The sequence below is a fragment of the Saccharobesus litoralis genome (assembly GCF_003063625.1).
GTDB lineage: Bacteria > Pseudomonadota > Gammaproteobacteria > Enterobacterales > Alteromonadaceae > Saccharobesus > Saccharobesus litoralis.
The window spans coordinates 5,082,901-5,102,075 of record NZ_CP026604.1 but is presented as its reverse complement, the minus strand read 5'-3'; the positions used below and the strand labels follow the sequence as shown (position 1 = coordinate 5,102,075).

The 19,175-nt window shown below is 40.2% G+C and carries 14 protein-coding genes; 11 read left to right on the top strand and 3 right to left on the bottom strand.

Annotation, left to right across the window (positions count from 1 at the left end; genetic code table 11):
* Positions 1–2: 2 nt before the first annotated feature.
* Positions 3–713 carry a hypothetical protein gene (locus C2869_RS19250; RefSeq protein WP_159084244.1) on the bottom strand — a complete coding sequence of 237 codons (711 nt, stop codon included), beginning with the start codon at positions 711–713 and terminating at the stop codon, positions 3–5.
* Positions 714–1,020: 307 nt separating this feature from the next.
* Here C2869_RS19250 and C2869_RS19245 point away from each other — a divergent pair, with 307 nt between their 5' ends.
* The 11 genes from C2869_RS19245 to C2869_RS19195 all read left to right on the top strand — a co-directional run bounded on the left by C2869_RS19245 (position 1,021) and on the right by C2869_RS19195 (position 14,461).
* Complete coding sequence (locus tag C2869_RS19245; protein WP_108604468.1) at positions 1,021–1,494, top strand: YHS domain-containing (seleno)protein; 474 nt, start codon at positions 1,021–1,023, stop codon at positions 1,492–1,494.
* 297 nt (positions 1,495–1,791) lie between these two features.
* A complete protein-coding gene (locus C2869_RS19240; protein WP_159084243.1) occupies positions 1,792–2,760 on the top strand; it encodes an SGNH/GDSL hydrolase family protein in 969 nt (322 codons plus the stop codon).
* Positions 2,761–3,190: 430 nt separating this feature from the next.
* The gene (locus tag C2869_RS19235; RefSeq protein WP_159084242.1) at positions 3,191–3,991 is read left to right on the top strand and encodes an ABC transporter permease; all 801 of its coding nucleotides are present in this window, start codon (positions 3,191–3,193) and stop codon (positions 3,989–3,991) included.
* Positions 3,988–4,647: an ABC transporter ATP-binding protein gene (locus C2869_RS19230; protein WP_108604465.1), complete on the top strand. Its 660-nt coding sequence runs from the start codon at positions 3,988–3,990 to the stop codon at positions 4,645–4,647. The genes C2869_RS19235 and C2869_RS19230 overlap by 4 nt, the downstream gene beginning before the upstream one ends.
* Before the next feature lie 257 nt (positions 4,648–4,904).
* Positions 4,905–5,939: a sugar transporter gene (locus tag C2869_RS19225; protein WP_108604464.1), complete on the top strand. Its 1,035-nt coding sequence runs from the start codon at positions 4,905–4,907 to the stop codon at positions 5,937–5,939.
* A complete protein-coding gene (locus C2869_RS19220; protein ID WP_228710704.1) occupies positions 5,939–7,558 on the top strand; it encodes a polysaccharide biosynthesis/export family protein in 1,620 nt (539 codons plus the stop codon). The genes C2869_RS19225 and C2869_RS19220 overlap by 1 nt, the downstream gene beginning before the upstream one ends.
* Positions 7,559–7,563: 5 nt before the next feature.
* Positions 7,564–9,774 carry a capsular polysaccharide export protein, LipB/KpsS family gene (locus C2869_RS19215; RefSeq protein ID WP_108604463.1) on the top strand — a complete coding sequence of 737 codons (2,211 nt, stop codon included), beginning with the start codon at positions 7,564–7,566 and terminating at the stop codon, positions 9,772–9,774.
* Positions 9,775–9,840: 66 nt separating this feature from the next.
* Positions 9,841–10,452 (top strand): acyltransferase, encoded by a 612-nt coding sequence (locus tag C2869_RS19210; protein WP_108604462.1) that lies wholly within the window; start codon positions 9,841–9,843, stop codon positions 10,450–10,452.
* A gap of 115 nt (positions 10,453–10,567) precedes the next feature.
* A complete protein-coding gene (locus C2869_RS19205) occupies positions 10,568–10,924 on the top strand; it encodes a hypothetical protein (RefSeq protein WP_159084241.1) in 357 nt (118 codons plus the stop codon).
* Between the two features lie 152 nt (positions 10,925–11,076).
* Positions 11,077–13,143, top strand: coding sequence for a capsular polysaccharide biosynthesis protein (locus C2869_RS19200; RefSeq protein ID WP_108604460.1), 2,067 nt, complete (start codon positions 11,077–11,079; stop codon positions 13,141–13,143).
* A gap of 7 nt (positions 13,144–13,150) precedes the next feature.
* Entirely contained in the window at positions 13,151–14,461 is a 1,311-nt protein-coding gene (locus C2869_RS19195) for a capsule biosynthesis protein (RefSeq protein ID WP_108604459.1), read from the top strand.
* Positions 14,462–14,586: 125 nt separating this feature from the next.
* Here C2869_RS19195 and C2869_RS19190 read toward each other — a convergent pair whose 3' ends face one another.
* Together C2869_RS19190 and C2869_RS19185 are read right to left on the bottom strand one after the other, a co-directional pair.
* On the bottom strand, positions 14,587–17,736 hold the full coding sequence (locus C2869_RS19190; protein ID WP_108604458.1) for an efflux RND transporter permease subunit: 3,150 nt from the start codon (positions 17,734–17,736) through the stop codon (positions 14,587–14,589).
* Positions 17,733–19,001, bottom strand: a complete 1,269-nt coding sequence (locus tag C2869_RS19185; protein WP_108604457.1) for an efflux RND transporter periplasmic adaptor subunit — start codon at positions 18,999–19,001, stop codon at positions 17,733–17,735. Before C2869_RS19185 ends, C2869_RS19190 begins: the two co-directional genes overlap by 4 nt.
* Positions 19,002–19,175 lie beyond the last annotated feature (174 nt).

The window sequence follows — 19,175 nt, the reverse complement described above, 5'->3', positions numbered from 1 at the left end:
AATTAATTGGCCTTTATACTGGCGATTGCCAGCGGATTAACAACACGCCAATGTTTAACTTTAGGGTTAATAAAACCCGCTTTAACATACACAGGGTAGATAAGTCCTTTGGCTCTTAATTGCTTTAAGCCGGTCAGAATTTTAAGCCTAATATCGTTTTGCACTCGGTCCATGCTGGTATGGTTTGAAAATTCCAATAAGGTAAAATCAGCTCGTTTAGCGGCTAACATTTCAAATATAGCCGGCATATGTCCAGTATCGGCCACGGACTGTGCAATGCTTTGGCTAACAGCCCAATCATGCCGCCAAGCTTTTACTGACAACGCGGTATAGTGACTTAAATTAATCTTGTCTGGCGGCAATATTAATAACGGGTGGCTTTCATGAACATAAATACCTTTTTCAAATTCTCCCGTGCGTAATACTTCTTCACTGGCGTACAATTGGCTTTGATTGATATCTGAGTACCAAATGCTGGCGGAATGAGTGTCTACTGTACCTTGCTCAACCATGCGCACACCGCGTAAATAGCTAGGCGTGGGTACAAACTCCAAGTTTAATTGAACTTGCTGTGTGGCAAAGGCGTTGCAAACTATGATCAGCTCAAAAAAAGAACGATCTAATTGTTCATGCCCTAGCTTAGGCAATTGTCGGCACATGTCAGCATGCATGTAAGTGATGTACTTTTGATGCGTAACTTGATTAATGGACACGCTGACAGTAAGTGCTTTTACAGCTGGTTTAGCCGCCAAGTTAGAATTGATAAAACAGGTTAATATTATCCCATATAAACTCAACCTAGACTTAACGCCGATTATATACAGGGTAGTTAAAATAATGCGCAATAGAGTTACTCGGGTTTAAACTCAGTACTTAAACAAGTATATGCTGAACAACGCAAGGCTGCGAATCCTTGTAGATTATTCAACTTGAATTTTGCTAATTACTTGTACCTACAGGAAAATACTTGAGTAATAAGCTAAGCTTTTTTAACCACATGAAACTATTGAGGTTATCAACATGAAAGCCATAAGCTTAAGCCTGCAGTCTAGCCTTGTCGTGTTATTGTTGGCCTTGAGTGCCTACAGCTATGCGGCGGATGAAGAGCCAATCTATACAGGTTTTTTTTCTAGTACAGCACTTAGTGGTTATGATGCGGTTGCCTATTTTATGCAAGGTAAAGCTGTTAAGGGAGCTGATGCCTATGCTTTTCATTGGCGCGGGGCCCGTTGGACGTTTGCTAATCGAGCTCATATGATGGCTTTTCAAACCTCGCCGCAACAATATGCACCTCAGTATGGTGGCTATTGTGCTTACGCCATGTCGGATGGGCGCTTAGTCAGTGCGGATCCTGATGTGTTTAAAATCCATAATGGCAAACTCTATTTAAACTACAATAAAAGTGTGCAAGGCCATTGGCTAGCGGAAAAAGAACTGTTTATTCAACAAGCTGATGGTCATTATCCGAAACTAGTCGACTTAACGATAAAATAATCGTTTAAAAATGTTAAGCTTTTGTGGGCGAGCATTCATGCTTGCAGAGCCTGCAAACCTTTCTCTTGTGACGAGCATTTATGCTTGTGAACCTGCAAACTTTTCTTTGTAGATGAGCATTTATGCTTGTGAACCTGCAAGCATTATCTTGTAGATGAGCATTTAAACTTAAAGTGCCTAGGCTCATGTTAGACGTAACATGATCTATTCATCATAAAGTGATAAATTTTGCGTGGTTTTGTACATTGCCGCGCGAGGGTTGGAGGGTAACAATGGCATTTTGTTTGGTTGGAACGGGTGGCTTCGTTGATACGTTTACTCATTGTCATGTTAAGTGCGCTGTTAATTTTGGGATGCCAGTTGCGTATGGATGACAGGCAAAGCGCCCAGCAGCTTGTAGCGAATAGTCAACGTATTGTTTTTTTGGGTGACAGCACCACCTATCAAGGCCATGTAGTCGCTCATTTAGATGCACTTTTACGAGCTAAATTTCCCCAGCAACAATTTGAGATAATTAACCTAGGTTTAAGTAGCGAAACCGTATCTGGCTTAAGCGAAGCGGGCCATGCCAATGGTAAATTTTCCCGCCCTGTGTTGTCGGAACGTTTAAGCCGAGTGTTAGAACAAACCCAACCCGATTTAGTCATTGCCACGTACGGGATTAATTGTGGCATATATCAAGATTATTCCGCGCAGCATTTTGCTTTGTATCAACAAGGGATCACGGATTTACATCGTCAAGTTGTCGCTCGTGGCATTGATATTATTCACCTTACCTCACCAATTTATGATGCGCAAAGTGGTACTGTAGCGCCCTCTACATACAATCAAAACGTGTTAAAACCGCAGCGCGACTGGTTGTTGGCTCAAGCAGAACATGGCTGGTTAGTTGCTGATTTATGGGGCGCTATGCAAAATAAACTAGATACCCAGCGCCAACTAGAGCCGAGTTATCGTTTACAAACCGACGGCATTCACTTAAATGATGCAGGAGCTTGGCTTTGGAGCCAAACCTTGTTCGAATTTTTAGGCTTTTCACAAGCCGCGCAATCAGCCAACGTGCGAGAAATGTTAAAACCTTATTATCGTCAACCAGACCAAGTCGTTAAATTACATAAACAAAAAATGCGCTTACAACGCGATGCTTGGTTAAACACGACCGGCCATTTACGTCCTAATTTACCTATAGGCTTGCCGTTACAGCAAGCTCAACAACAAGTTTTGTTGCTCAATCAACAAATCGATTCTAAGTTAATCAGGTTGTAACTGGGCTGAAAAATGATGTTCATATAACGTGGGCTCAGTAATTGTTATAGGTGTCGGCGAGACTTGGCTTCGGAGCTATTATTTTGGGTTCCGGCATGGATGCTGCTACTATGAATTTTTCGGGAACAAAATTCTGTAGTCTTGCTCTTTTGGGTTAAGCTTGCAGGTTCACAAGCATGAATGCTCGCCCACAAATAACTCGATACTTTAAAACGGTTATTTTCCACAAAAGTCGCTAGATTAATTCCCATAGTTAAAAGTATTAAACGATCTATGGTTTATTAAATTTATTGCGCTGAATAATTGTTAGCAGGATCAACTTGGTACGGCGTACTAGGCGTCAGTTATCGCGATATTCATGCTTGTTTCTTGCCTCTATAGACTTGTCTGGTGTTATACTGCGCCGACTTTTTATTAACTATGTATTGTTTTGTTTATAACAGGTGAAACTAGCAAAAAGCGCTCAGCCATTGTTGTATTAAAAGATGTCATTCTTGCGCTGCTTATTCGTGAAGTGAAAACTCGCTTTGGTGCGTATCGCATTGGCTTTATCTGGGCATTGCTTGAGCCTATTGCCCACGTGCTGATGTTTTCTGTGATTTTTGGTGCGCGCGCGCGTGAAGGCTTTGGTGGTGTAGAAACCCCAATTTTTATATTTACCGGTATCGTACCTTTTTTGCTGTTCCAAAATTTATTCAACCGTTGTAAATCTGCCGCATCGGCCAATAAAGGTTTATTTCATTACCGATACGTTAAGCCTTTTGCTGCGTTTATTGCGCGTATTATTCTTGAAGTGATGATTTTTGTTTTTGTGGCTTGTAGTTTATTGGCCTTATTTTGGTGGGCTGGTTATCAAGTCGCGATTGAAGACGTGTTAAAGTGCTTTGTTATTATTCTAACCTTAGTGGTGTTTGCCAGTTCCTTAGGTGTTATAGCCGCCTTTTTAACCGAATTTTTTCCTGAGTCAGATAAAGTACTGGGTATTATTATGAAACCCATGTTGTTTGTTTCTGGTGTTTTTTACACCTTAGATATGATCCCGCAGCAATATCATGTTTATCTGATTTGGAACCCGATTTTACATGCGATTGAATTGTTTCGAGATGCCTTTATTGATGGTTTTGAATCTAGCTATGTGAGTTATCCGTTTGTGTTTATGTGTGCTATGACCAGTTTGTTTATTGCTTTACGCTTATATCGCAGTCATTGGACAAGAATGGTGGCATCGTGATTGAGTTAAATAATGTAACTAAGTATTACACCACTAAACTAGGTAAAAAATATGTACTGCGCGATGTCACTTTTACTATACCGGAAGGGCGCGACGTTGCTATTTTGGGGCGTAATGGCGCAGGTAAATCAACATTATTGCGTTTGTTAGGCGGTATCGACTTTCCGAGCAAAGGTACAATTACCAGTAACAAGCGTATCTCGTGGCCTTTAGCGTTAGCGTCTGGTTTTCAAGGTAGTATGACTGGCCGAGAAAATGTTGAGTTTGTGTGTCGTGTGTATGGTAATCGGCAAATTGCCAAAACCAGTGCTTTTGTTAAAGAGTTTTCTGAGATCGGTGATTATTTTGAACTGCCGATTAAAACCTACTCATCGGGCATGAAATCGCGTATTGCTTTTGCACTAAGCATGGCGTTTGATTTTGAGTTGTATTTAATCGATGAAATCACCTCTGTTGGCGATGCCTCTTTTCGCAAAAAATGCATTGAGTCCATGGCTGAAAAGCGTAAAACCGCTAACGTTATTATGGTCGCGCATGACATGAATACATTACGTGCGCAATGCAACATGAGTATTGTTTTGGATAACCGTGAACTAACTTTGTACGATGATGTCAATCAAGGTATTGAAAGTTATCAAGCTAAGCTTTCAAAGTAGTGTCTGTAATTACAATTTAATACTAACTTTTACATTTTGATGACTATCGAATTTGTTAAGTTTTGATATAATCGCCGCTCTTGTTAACGGGGTAGGAACAGAGCATTAAACATTTTGGTAAAAAACTGCGTAAATTAAAGTCTCATCCAAAGCAGTTTTTTAAGGATTCAATTGGATATCGAGTTGCTAAGGACAGTGCGGATACATCTTCACGTCTTTTTTTATCGTTTCATTATTCGGCTTGGCTATTAGCACCCATGGCGGTGTTGTTTGCTTATTTGTTTTTTATTGCCTCAGATCAATATGAATCCACAGCCACTGTAGTTGTTAAACAATCAGAAGATGCTGTCAGTGCGTCGGCCATTCCTTTATTAGGGATTGATGGCGGACAGTCAAAAGATGCCTACTTAATTCAAGCCTATATTTTATCTAAAGACATGCTTCAGCATTTAGATAAAACCGTGGATTTACGCCAACATTATGTCGAGTTTGATGCTGATTGGCTGAGCCGGTTAAATACTCAAGCCACCATGGAAGACTACTTTGCCTATTATCAGGACAAGGTTGAAGTAAGATTTGATGAAGTATCGGGCTTGATTGAGATTTCGGTTAAAACCTTTGAACCGCAATTTTCCCATCAAGTGATTAATGCCATTGTTAGCCAAGCCGAAGTGTTTATTAATCAATTAGGTCAGCAGGTTGCCCAAGACGAAGTGAGTTTTGTTGAAAAAGAGCTCAAGCGTGCGCATAACAACTTATCTGAACTGACCCAACAGCTGACAGATTTTCAATCTAGCCAGCAAATATTCAGTACCGAGCAACAAAGTGCAGCGGTACTGGCAAGCTTGGCCGAGCTTAACTCTAACTTGATCAGTAAAAAAACCGAGTTACAGCACTTGTTAGCTTATATGCATGCCTCGGCCCCAGAAGTGGTGACGCTAAAAAGCCAAATTAATGCTATAGAATCGCAAATAGCTGAACAAAAAACACACTTGGTTAGCCGTTCAGATTCGGCGTTAAATCAACTTGATATTCAATACCGCAATTTAACAATGCAGATCGAGTTTGCTTCTGATGTATATAAAGCCGCTTTGTTAGGGTTAGAACAAACTCGAGTTGAAGCGCATCGCAAGTTAAAACATTTATCTGTTGTGACACACCCAACCATAGCCGATGAAGCGCTTTATCCGCGACGTGTTTATTGGTTTGTTACGATTAGTATTTTAATGGCCATGTTGTACTCCATTGTTGTCATGATATTGGCCACAGTTAAAGAACATAAAGAAGACTAATGCGAATTTTAAATGTAGCAAAATGGCTAGCCGCAATGTGGCTAGTTTCTTGTTTTTTTCATGCGCAAGCTAACGCCAGTCAGGCGTTAGTCACCTCAGTTAAAACGAAAGCTAAACCTGAAGTGTATGGACAATGGTTGTTTAATGGTGAATTTGCCAATCAGTCGTTCAATGGTTTTAATCCGGCTTATCAAATTACCTTAGGCGATAATATTCGGGTGCAAGTGTGGGGAGGTACCAGCTTTGACGCTATGTTAACCGTTGATAAACAAGGTAATATTTTTATCCCGCAAGTTGGGCCGGTTAACGTGAGTGGTGTTAAAAACAGTGAGTTAAATCAGGTTGTTTTGGGAAAAGTTAAACAAGTTTTTCAAAAGAATGTTCATGTTTACGCCACACTGGAAAGTGCGCAGCCCGTTAAAGTGTATGTCACCGGAGGGGTTAATCAACCTGGACTATATGCCGGTTTATCATCCGACTCTATTCTATATTTTTTGGACAAAGCACAAGGTATTCAAACCCAAGCGGGTAGTTATTTAGATGTTAGGCAAATTCGCCAAGGGCAAGTGATCCAGTCTTACAATCTTTACGACTTTTTAGCTAATGGCGCTATGGTGCCGCACCAAGTGCAAGATGGCGACACTTTATTTGTTGCACCGCGCAATAATTTTGTGGCGGTGGAAGGGTTAGTCGGGCAAGCCGTCGCGGTAGAGTTTGCCAAGCAAACCGCCAGCGTGGCCGATATTAGTCAGTTTGTTACTCCATCACCCAAAGTGACCCACGTACGTATTTATCGCAACTCTGGTCAAGAGCAATATGTCGACTACTTTGATATTGCCAGCGCTCAAACACAGCTCGTATACAGTGGAGACAAACTGGTGTTTGTGTCAGACCAAAAGCAACGTTCTATTTCAGTGCGCGTAGAAGGTGAACATGAGAGCGCGCAAGAATACATATTGCCGCACGGCTCGACATTAGCAGGGCTTGTGACACAAATTGAACTCAATAATCTATCTGATATTAGTGGTATTCAATTATTTAGAAAAAGTATTCAAGCTCGGCAAAAAGAAATGCTGAAAACCTCGTTGCAATCTTTGGAGTCGAGTGTATTAACAGCCCGCTCTTCCACCCAAGAAGCCGCCGCCTTGCGCGCCAAAGAAGCCGAGCTCATTTTGCAATGGGTAGAGCGCGCCAAAAACATTGAGCCTCGTGGCCAAGTGATACTGACCAATAGCGCGACATTTGACGATATATATCTTGAACAAGGCGATTTGATCCGCATTCCAAGCCGCTCATCATTGATTTTAGTGCATGGTGAAGTGGTATTCCCAAGCGCCATCACAATCGAAAAAGAGTCTAATTTAATTGATTACATAAACTCGGCAGGTGGTTACACGCAAAGCCAAGACTCAACTTATGTGATTGTCATGCACAAAAACGGTCAGTTTGAAAAGTATTTAGCAGAAGACACCGACGTACTAGAAGATGTGAAAGTTGTCGGTGGCGACGAAATTTTTGTTCTACCAAAAGTGGATACCAAGTATCTGCAGTTTGGTAAGGATATTACACAAGTTATTTATCAGATCGCAGTGAGTGCGGCTGTGGTGCTAGGAGTTTGATTTCAATGGATATAGATATTTCATTGTCAGGAAAATTTGAAGAGAAATTAGTATATGTTGTGTTACCAATTAGGGTTACGACAGATAGATTAGATGCGATTCAAAGATTAGATTTTGCATCGCTGGATAGAAATATTCCTAACAATGTTCAATTTGTGGTAGTTGATGATGGCTCTGAAGCTAGTTGTGCTAACAAGGTAAGGGAAAAAGCAGAAGCTTTAGGGTATTCATATATATATATCAATTCAGCAAGCAAGCCATTCTCAATTGGTCGTTGTAGAAATATTGCCGCTTCATATTGTCCTGCAACGTATATCCTTTTTCAGGATATTGACCTTTTAACATATGATGGCTTTTATCAATCGGTCTTATCCGAGATAAAAGTTCAGCAATTAGATCGTTTCATTGACCGCTTTTTAATGTTCGGAGTCATTTATTTAACAAAAAATGCAACAGATATCTATTTTGAACTTGAACCGGAGATTCGAAAAGATTATTTCCTTCAAAAGTTGATTGATAATTGCGAAGAGGATATTGAAAAGTTTTCTACAGGAACATCGGTTACTTTGTTTAATAGGGACTATTTTTTAATTAGAGGTGGTAACGATCCCCAATTTGAAAAATGGGGGTATGAAGATTTAGAGTTCGTAAATAGGTGTATTCGGTTAAATCGAATTTATCCTTTACCAGACACCTTCGAATTAGATTATAAAAACTTCAATTCTATTGATGTGTATAAAGGTTGGAAAAGCATTTATCGATTATACGGAGATAGAAACCTTATTAAAGGTAAAGTTCTGTTTCATGCTTGGCATCCAGTCTTTCCAACGAGCGATTACACTAAAGGAAAAGAGCGTAATCAATTGTTGTTTAACAAAAAACTAAAAATGTTTAAAAAGCATGGTTTAGAGCCAGATGTTTTGCAAGATATGCATAACCCTAATAAGACTTTGTTGTTTAGACAAAATCCATTTGTGTTCCAAAGAGAATTTCGCACCGCTTTAGGTGATATTCAGTATGCTGATGAAAATTCAATTGATGGAACCAAAGACTTTGAGCGATTCTTAATTGACAATAATATCACTCAAGTACTATTTCATAACCCTTATTCGACAGACAAAATGATTGATTTTTACAATTATTGTAGAAACTATAACGTTGATTACTTTGTAGCTGAAAGGGGGGCTTTACCAGGTTCATTTTTCTTTGATAAAAATGGTTTTTTAGCGGACAGCAATTCTTTTGATGAAATAAATTGGAAAAATTGTCTTACATATGAGCAGGAACGAGATGTTATTAGCTATTTTGAGGAGCTAAGAACAGGGGTCAATACACTTGAAAAGCAAGGTGACAGAGAGTGTTTAAATAATCTTCGCTTCGAATTGGGAATTAAACCTCATGAAAAAGTACTTTTTGTGCCATTGCAGCGCCCTGGAGATACTGTAATTAAGTACCAAATTGGTGATATAGGAAGTTACCAAGAATTTATAAATCTAGTAAACGAGACGGCTGAACAATTACCGTTAAACTGGAAAATTGTTATTAAAAAACATCCTTTGGAAGATGAAATTCCAGATATGCCGAATGTTTTAATAGCATCAAATTCTGTACATATTAATGATCTAATTGAACTTTCTGACTCTATATTGCTGATTAACTCCGGAGTAGGGTTAATTTCTATGGCGTGGGAAAAACCATTGATGTATGCCGGAAACGCATTTTATGGACATGAAAAACTAAATACCAAAGTCTCGAAACCATCTGATGTTATTGAGTGTCTTTATCAGCCCAAAAAGCCAAGTTGGAGCCATACATTAAGATTTTTTGATTATTTATTAAATGAATATTATAGCTTTGGTGAATTCGTGACAAGGGAAACAAAAATGGACGATGGAACTAGGATGACCGCTACAATTGCTATTCGTCCGAAAGTAATTAGAGGTTTAATTTCGCGAGAATTAGCTTTCGAATACAATCAGAAACCTATCGTTACTGCAAATTCAATTTTATTTGACCGGTACCGACGTAATGGTTCAATCATGGAAGACTCACTCAAAACACAGAAAAGTAAATCTAAAGTAAATAATGGAAGCTTAATTTATTTAAAAAAACAGACAAAAGGGACTTTTAAGTCAAAGTTCAAAAAATTTAGGAAAAACCGGCAAGCATTTCTTCGTGATTCTAAATATCCATTTTTAAGATTTTTCGCTAAGTAGTAAGCCTGCTTATATGTAGCGGATAGGGAATTAAATTATGTTTTTAGGAATCTATTGGGGTTAATTATGTTGGATGGATTGAAAAGAACTGATACTGGGAAAAACAATAAAGTAACTATTGGCAGCTCTGTTCGGGCTAATGATAGTGAATTTATTATTTCTGGTGAGAATAATGTCATTGAGATTGGGGATGGCACAGTCTTAAATAAAGTTAAAATTATTGTAGAAAGCTCAAACAATAAGATTGTTATAGGAAATAATTGTCGAGTTACTTGTAGAGTAATTCAAAAAATTTCTGACGGTAATACATTCACTGTAGGGGATGGAACTACTATTGGTGGTGCTAATTTTATTAACGGGGAAAGCTCCACAATTAAAATAGGATCTCAATGTATGTTTTCTTACAACATTGACGTCAGAAGTACTGATTCTCATGCAGTCTTTGATCTGGGAACTGACGAACGGATCAATCAGGCCGAAAATATAGTCATTGAAGATAATGTTTGGGTAGGTGCCCATGTTGTTTTATGTAAAGGCTCTTACATTGGTAGTGGCAGTATTGTTGGAATTAGTAGCGTAGTTGCGAAAGCGTTTAAAGATAAAAACATTGCTGTTGCTGGAAATCCCGCAAAAATAATCAAGGAGGGTGTTTATTGGGAGCGGCCATTACTTGGTTAATTAAATTCGTGGTGGCGAGTTGTTTTAATATTAGTTTATGTAAGAAACATCAGACTTTAAAAAGAAGTGTAATTAGATTTGTATACAGATAAGCATCGATAAATAAGGAAGAAAAATGATGAAAAAAATAATTTTAATAGCTGGAGCAATTTTAAGTTTAATGTCACATTCGGCATTATCTGAAGTCGCAGTTAAGCGCTCTACTTCAATTCAGTGGCTTCATGCAGTATCTGCAAATAGGCCCGCAGAGCCAGACACTCAAGGGTTGAGCAGGGTGTATGTCAACGATAGTAGTAGCTGGGGTGCTACAAATTGTAGAGCTGATGCTGCAGATATTCAAAACGGAGATTCTGCAATATTGGAGTTGTTAAAAATCGCTATTAGCAGCAATTCAATAGTTACCATTGAAGTTGATGATTCACTTCCCACTAGACATGGCGTGTGCAAAATCACTGCGGTTTGGATTAAATAGAACCTAATATATTCTGATTAAACATGTTGTAGACAGAAGTATAAATGAACTGTGCTTTACCTTTATTGGTGAAGCATAAATGGCCCATAATATAGTTTTATCAATACTCCTTACTTTTTGCTAAAAAATTTGAAATTATAAAAGGGTTGTAATTGTTTTTTTTAACTAAGCACTTGATTAGTAAAGCATCAAGTTTTTTTGAAGATATATCTCATAATCTTTCAAACAACGTAGTAGTAATTGGCTGGGGCCTAAAACCCTCAGCAGCAAAAATTAAAGCGATTGCTGATAAACACGACTTACCTTTTTGGCGAGTTGAAGATGGTTTTATCGCCTACCTTAACCATTCTAGTTCAAAGCAAGGCTTGTTGTCATTGAGTGTTGATACTAGTGGTATTTACTACGATGCTACTAATTCGAGTGATATTGAAACCTATATTATTAATGGTTTGGCTGGCGATGAACTCAATTTATCTAATGACGAATATGTTAGCCCCCGAGCTAGTGTCGACAAAATGGCTCGGGTTAAGGCGCTACAGGCTAAATTAATTCAACATCATATTACTAAATATAATCTCTCGTCGCAGGCACCAGCGCAGTTGGCAATTGAGCAAGATGCAGTTCTCGTGGTTGATCAAACCTTTGGTGATCTGTCGGTTGCCCATAGCTATGCCAGCGCCGATAGCTTTAGGCAAATGCTGCAGTGTGCTCTTGATGAAAATCCCAATAAGACGATATACGTTAAAACTCACCCAGATGTCATACTAGGCAAGAAACAAGGTTTTTTGCCACCTAAAGAAAGCAAACATGCGCGGATTCAATTTTTAACTCAAGCCTGTAACCCTATGTTGCTGGTGGCGCAATGTGAAAAAATCTACACCGTATGTTCGCAGCTTGGCTTTGATGCGCTAGTACAAGGTAAGCAAGTCATTACTTTTGGTACGCCGTTTTACGCTGGTTGGGGCTTAACTGACGATAGAGGCTTTATCCCTGAGCGCAGGCGAGGGTATAAAAAGTCAATATACGATCTGATATACGCAGCTTATATTAAATACGTGCGCTATGTGCATCCTGATACCCATCAGCGCTGTGACGTTGAAGATGTTATTGACTACATTGCTTTACAAAAAAGCGCAGCCAAGCAATACAATACCTTGTATTGTTGTGACTTTAGCTGGTGGAAGCAGGCTTTTTTACCTGACTTTCTTAAAAAGTATGCGCCTAGGGTTAAATTTATTAAGTCGACTCAGGTCGCTAAAATTCAGTGGCAAGCTAATGATGCTTTAGTGGTTTGGGGGGCAAAGCCGGCACCTAGCGTGAGCCTTAATCAACAGCCAAACGTATTACGCATTGAAGACGGTTTTATCCGCTCGGTTGGCCTAGGGGCTGATCTGCGTCGGCCATCTTCATTAGTAGTTGACTCGCGCGGTATTTATTTTGATCCTCGCCAGCCAAGTGATTTAGAGTTTATTTTAAATAACTTAAATCTAAATACAGAGCAACAGCACAGAGCAGCATTACTACTGGCGCAACTGATTCAAACCAAGGTATCAAAATATAATGTGTCTGACGGTGAGCAAGAGTTAAGCGCATTATCCAATGTTAGCCAGCGTAAAATTTTGGTGGTTGGTCAAGTGGAAGATGATGCGTCTATTCAAACTGGCTGTATTGATATAAAAACCAATTTACACTTGTTGCAAAATGCGCGGCTGGCTAACCCAGATGCGTGCATTATTTATAAGCCGCACCCTGATGTACTCAGCGGTAATCGCCAAGGGCATATTCCCCCACAACAGGTAAAGCAATACGCTGATCTACAATTGACTCGAGCCGGTATTATTGAATGTATTGAGTTAGTGGACGAATTGCATACGTTAACCTCTTTAGCGGGGTTTGAAGCTTTAATTCGTGGCAAAAAAGTCGTATGCTATGGCCTGCCTTTTTACGCTGGTTGGGGTTTAACGGAAGATAAATACCCAATAGAAAGGCGACAAAAAAAGCTAGCGTTAACGACGTTGGTTTATGGAGCTTTGATTGAGTATCCCCTATACGTAAATGAACACACCTTCGGGTATACATCTCCAGAGTTTATTATTTCCACCATGCAAGGCAAAAAGGGATCGTTTGTTGCCCCTTTACAAATTATTACAACATTATCGCGAATAATACGTAAAATTCGATTCCTAGCTGAGATCACATTTAGACTGTTGAGACGTTAAGATACCCATGAGTAATATCCTTTTTTTGCAAGGACCACTTGGGCCATTTTTTGGAAAATTGGCTAGCAAGTTTTCTTCTTTAGGTAATACCACGTTTAAAATTAACTTTAACGGTGGTGATGTTTACTATTCAAAAGCGGATCATGAGTTTCATTACCGTGGCGACTTAAACGTTTGGCCACGCTACCTTTCTATGTTTGTTAAACGTAATGATATTCACGCCGTTGTGGTATTTGGTGATTGCCGCTCGTATCATTCAATTGCCAAAGATATTTGTGCGCAAAACGGTTTGGAGTTTTGGGCGTTTGAAGAGGGCTATATTCGTCCTAATTGGATCACGTTAGAAAAAGACGGAGTTAACGCTAATTCGTCTTTTTCAATTTTAAATACCCTTAAACAAGATGATGTTGATGAATATATCGACAAGTACTTATCTGCTACAACCATAAAGCAAGACGTTAAAATAGGCCAAACTTTTTTCCAGCGATTATGCTACGGGGTGACTTACTATTCATCTCGGCTTTTTGCAAAACCTTGGTTGATTAACGATGGCCATCACCGCCGCTTTTCAGCATTGCAAGAAGCTAAATATTGGTCGCGATCGATTCGCCGTAAATGGCAATATAAAGTGACCCAATATGGCATGGAACGCAAGATCCTTGATAATTGGGATGGCAAATACTTTTTTGTGCCGTTGCAAGTGCATTGTGATAGCCAAATTTTATCGCATTCTGATTACGACGATGTAAAAGATTTTATTCGTGAAGTGATGACATCCTTTAGTCAGCATGCACCAAAAGATACGGCGCTGGTATTTAAACATCACCCCATGGACAGAGGGTTTAGGCATTATGGTAAATTGATCCGCCGTTTTGCGAAAACCTTGCAGATCCGTCATCGTGTGGTTTATGGCCATGAAATTAACTTACCTACCATGTTAAGGCATTGCCGCGCGACAATAACGGTAAACAGCACGGTTGGTTTGTCATCATTGCATCACCTCAAGCCTACTAAAGTGATGGGTAAAGCCAACTATGATATTCCCAAGTTAACTAGCTCTTTACCTTTAGATAAGTTTTGGGTGGCGCCTTGCTCCGTTGATGGTGAGTTTTTTGCTATGTACAAGGCGTTGTTAAAAGAGCATACGCAGATTAATGGTAGCTTTTACAAGCAGATTGACATGACGTGTGACAATATTGTTGATTGGCTCATTGAAAAAAATGTCGGCATCAATCGTATTGCTATTAACCATGCTAACAGAGTCCAGCAAAAGCAACGTTTGACAGTGCCAATGAAGGCTAATGTTAACTTTCAATAACGGCTTACGTTATTAGTTAAAACAATAGAACGCTGGTTGAGTACCAGCGTTTTTTTTGTTTTTAGCGTCTTGTTTGGAGGTGCTAATTTTGACTATTGCTCGCAGCCAGCCACCTGCTTAATCCATTAATCCATCTCTAACTCATTAAGTTGGCTACGGCTGCCTATACCTGAGTTAATTTTTAATACCTGTTTTACTCTATTTTTAACCTTATCAAACAATACATAAATACAAGGCACGAGTATTAGTGTCACGGTAGAGGCGAGTAAAACCCCAAAACCCAATGAGATAACCATAGGAATTAAAAATTGTGCTTGGCCACTTTTTTCAAATAGGATCGGCATTAACCCGACAAAGGTGGTAAGCGAGGTTAAGACAATCGCGCGGAATCTATCTTGACCTGCTTGTAACACGGCTTCAATGGCGTTAGCGCCGTTATCTCGTAGCTGATTAACTCGGTCGAGTAAAACAAGATTGTCGTTGACAACAACGCCGGCACAGGCCAGAAAACCAAGAAAAGACATCATACTGATATCATGCCCCATGATCGTATGGCCTAAAATCGCGCCTACAAAGCCAAACGGTACAGCCGTTAAAATTAAAAAAGGTTCGCTGTAAGATTTAAATGCAACCGCCATTAATACATAAACAGCCAGTAAGGCCATAATAAAGTTAATGGCCATGGTGCTTTGAAATGTTGCTTGCGCGCGTAAGTTACCTTCGGTTTTTAAATCAAAGCCGACAATTTGCCGTTGCCAAGTTTGTAAATTGTCGTTGAGCATTTGGTTTACGGTCTGCATTGCATCATAACCGTCGGCAATGTCGGCACTAATTTGAATATTGCGCTTGCGATCAACACGGTCTATTTTGGTGTAACCGGGTACCAGTTGTATATCGGCCACTTCTTCTAGTGGGATCTCGACCCCAGCATTAGTGCGGATCCGCATGTTATTTAATAAATCGAGCTCGGTTCTGTGTTCTTTTGGGTAATTCAACATGACCCGCACATCTTCTTTGCCACGTGGTATACGTTGTACTTCTTCACCATAAAATCCTTGGCGTACTTGGCGCGCGATTTGGTTTAGCGTGATCCCTAGCGTTTCGGCATGAGGTTTTAATGCGAGTTCTACTTCCACTCGAGCCGACTCTAAACTACTGCGCACATTGGAAATGCCGGGGTAAGCACTTAAAGTCTTTACCACTTGTTGTGATGCAGCTTGCTGGTCTTGCAGATCATTACTGGTGATATTTAAGTTTAAGCTGATATCAGAACTGGAGCCGCCAAAGCTAAAGGCCAGTGAATATTGCTTAGCTTCGGGGATAGGCCCAATGAGCTGTTTAAATCGCTCGGTAACCTGTTTGGCACTTACGGTTCTGCTTTCGGATAACTGTAGGCCAACAAACACATTAGCGTTGTTACCACTGGCGGTTTTTTTTATTTCCGTTAAAAACGGTTGTTGTTTATTGGCGTTTAATAAAGATTCGTCGGTGCGCATATCTTCGGCGACTTGTGAAATATGGTTAGCTATGCGCAGCGCTTCATTGTAGGCAGAGCCTTCCGGTAAATTTACATTAGCAATAATAAAGCTTTGCGGCACTTGTGGAAAAAATGACACGTTCATCCAGCCGCCAACAAAAACCGAGATGGCTAACAACACTGCCATTAAAAAGCCAACCGTTGTTGCGCCAGCATTGTTTAAGCATTTCACTAATTGGGGTTGATAAACTTGTTGAGCAAATTGGTTTAACTTGCCGGAAAACCATATGCGTATTTGCGTTACTTTTTGTAAAAATAGAAAGCGGCTAGGGCGCTCGGGTTTCATATGCGACAAGTGAGAAGGTAAAATCAGCAGGCATTCAATTAAAGAAAATAGCAGACAAAATACCACGACAAAGAAGATTGAATGGGTATGGGGTTTGACCTCCATAGGAACATCAATCATAGGGAAGAAGAAAATAATGGTACTCAGTACAGCCAATACAACCGGCTTAAACACTCGCTTGGCACCTTCAGCGGATCCGGGTACCCCAAGGTTGCCTTTTTGTTGTTGTGAATAGACGCTTTCCCCCACCACAATTGCATCGTCAACCACAATACCCAGCACCATTAAAAACGCAAACATGGAGATCATATTGACGCTGATATCTGAATAGGGCAGTAACCAAAGTGCTCCTGCAAAAGAGGTGGCAATACCCACACAGACCCATATGGCGAGAATGGGACGTAAAAACAGCATTAATATAATAAAGACTAACAGTAAGCCACCAATGGCGTTGCCGGTTAGTAAATTAAGGCGACTGTCGAATAACTGGCGCATTTCATAATTAATATCAATTTTCAGTCCAGCTGGCAGTACTTTACGGGCTTTTTCAATATAGTCGCGCGCACTTTGCGTGCCGCCAAATAAATCCGGTTGATCGCTGATCATAGCCTGAAAATCAATGGCTTTTACCCCGTTAAACCCGACTTCTAAGTCGACATCGGCAAAACCGTCGCGAATGTTAGCAATATCACCTAGCTTAAGTTGAGTACCGTCGGCATAGCTAATAATGGTGATGTTGGCAAAGTCATCGGCATTGTATGCTTGGCTGCGGGTTTGTACTTGGACATTACCCAAGCGGGTTTTTATATTACCTGCGGGTAAGTTAAGAGAAGAGTTGCGAATGGCTGTTGCGACTTGATCAAAAGTTAAATTAAAGCGGCGTAAATTATATTCAGAGATCTCAATATTCATTTGATCATCTTTAGTACCGCGATACGTCACTTGGGAGATGCCATTAAGTAAGGCCATGTCATCGGCTATTTGTTGTGCGGTTGCTTTCATGATGGCATCGTCAACATCGCCATACAGGGTAAAAAACATTAAAGGCACACGGTTAATGTTTTGGCTGATAATCGGCCGTTCAACACTGGATGGAAAGGTATTTATTGCGTCGACTCGGGCTTTAATATCGTTTAATACTTCTTTTACGTCATACCCCTCAATAACTTCAATGCGGACATTGCCATACCCTTGTGTTGCGGTTGAGCTGATTTGGAAAATACCAACTAAATCAGCGATGGCTTCTTCAATACGCACGACTATTTGTTGTTCAACTTCTCTTGGCCCTGCGCCAAGGTAGCTCATGCCGACATTAATAATCTTGGTTTCTTGCGAAGGAAATACCTCTTTTTCAACCGTATCAACCCCGATTAACCCGCCGATTAAAATGACGGCCATTAACAAATTAGCCGCAACAGGGTTATCGGCAAACCAAGCAACTAAGCCTTTCATGCTTTATCTCCCGTTGCTGTATTTTGCGGTGCAGCATCTCCAGTTGCGGAGCGAGAGGGGGGTGACTGCTCGGGATTTTCTGTATTAGCGGTACTAGTCGGTTCTGGGTCTACTGGGCTTTTTATGTTTTCTAAGTTTATTTCAACTGCGGTGCCAGGGGTGACATAGCCTTGTCGGTCGGCAATAATCGCTAAATCTGGCGTTAACATTGCTGATTTAACCCAGACGTATTGGTTGTCTTGATTTAATACTTCTACTTGTCCAGCAACGATTTTATCGTCTTTTAACCAATAAATTTGGTCTCGTTTAAAAACCGCTTGTTTCGGTAAGCGTGCCACTTGCTCGATGGCTTTGCCGGATATTTTAGCATTAACAAACTGGCCGTTTATGAGAGGCGTCGGACTATTGATATCTTGAATAACTTCAACAATGCCGTAATACATGCGTGATTGCGTATTCACACTGGCTTGTGTGCGTACAACCTGACCTTGCCAAGTTGCATTTTGTCCAGCAACAGAACCGGATAACACCACTTGTGGCAAGTTTGTCACTTGCGGATTAAGCGGCAAATTAATGAGGGCAGCTTGTTGTTCTGAAAGAGGTAAGCTGACTTGCATAACAGTGCTATCAAACAAGCTGGCCAATTGTTGGTTTGCTCCAATGTATTGGCCAACATTAACCATTATTTGCTGTATACGGCCACTAAATGGTGCTTTTATTTCAGTACGTTGTAAATTGAGTTCAGCTTGTTTAACCTCGGCTTGAGCTGCGCTAACATTAGCCTTAGCAGCCGTAATTTGTGGTTCGCGTAAAAATAAACTATTGGCTTCTTGGTTGCCTAAATCACGCCATTCTCGTTTAGCTTGGCGCGCGAGCCCTTTTTCTTGCGCGAGTTGCATTTGTGCAGTGGCCAAATTAGCTTTGGCACGAATGAGTGCTAAGTGATAGTCACTTTTATCGATTTTGACTAGTATCTGCTCTTTCTTTATAAAACCGCCGTCATTAAATTGTGGTGCCACATAAGTGATATTGCCTGCCACGCGAGATACCAAATTAATTGCGGTTTTGGGTTTAACTGTGCCTTGACTGGTGATTTGTAGGTGATGGGCTTGTGGTTGAGCATATACCACATTAACCATAGGTTTATTGGGTGTGGTATTTTCTTGTTTTACGGGTTCGGGCTTGGGTTTTTGGGTTGCAACTAAGCCAATCACGACAAGTGAAGGAATAAGAATTTTTATGGCTAAAGGGATCCGCTGCCACATAGTTTTCACCTTTTGAAATTTCTTTTGTTTTTATTATGTCTATATTAAACGCGAACTTTAATTGTCGCTTGTATTACCAACCCATGAGTTGTTGAATACGTATGCTTTGACTATTCATCAATACGTAAACGCAATGAATTTGGTTTAGTAGGCCAGTTTAACAATTTGCGATAA

What these genes read in the sequence shown, in the direction of transcription:
- C2869_RS19245 (WP_108604468.1), top strand. Translation starts at nt 1,021, where the DNA reads ATGAAAGCCATAAGCTTAAGCCTGCAGTCTAGCCTTGTCGTGTTATTG.
- C2869_RS19225 (WP_108604464.1), top strand. Translation starts at nt 4,905, where the DNA reads ATGGCGGTGTTGTTTGCTTATTTGTTTTTTATTGCCTCAGATCAATAT.
- C2869_RS19220 (WP_228710704.1), top strand. Translation starts at nt 5,939, where the DNA reads ATGCGAATTTTAAATGTAGCAAAATGGCTAGCCGCAATGTGGCTAGTT.
- C2869_RS19215 (WP_108604463.1), top strand. Translation starts at nt 7,564, where the DNA reads ATGGATATAGATATTTCATTGTCAGGAAAATTTGAAGAGAAATTAGTA.
- C2869_RS19210 (WP_108604462.1), top strand. Translation starts at nt 9,841, where the DNA reads ATGTTGGATGGATTGAAAAGAACTGATACTGGGAAAAACAATAAAGTA.
- C2869_RS19205 (WP_159084241.1), top strand. Translation starts at nt 10,568, where the DNA reads ATGATGAAAAAAATAATTTTAATAGCTGGAGCAATTTTAAGTTTAATG.
- C2869_RS19195 (WP_108604459.1), top strand. Translation starts at nt 13,151, where the DNA reads ATGAGTAATATCCTTTTTTTGCAAGGACCACTTGGGCCATTTTTTGGA.
- C2869_RS19190 (WP_108604458.1), bottom strand. Translation starts at nt 17,736, where the DNA reads ATGAAAGGCTTAGTTGCTTGGTTTGCCGATAACCCTGTTGCGGCTAAT.
- C2869_RS19185 (WP_108604457.1), bottom strand. Translation starts at nt 19,001, where the DNA reads ATGTGGCAGCGGATCCCTTTAGCCATAAAAATTCTTATTCCTTCACTT.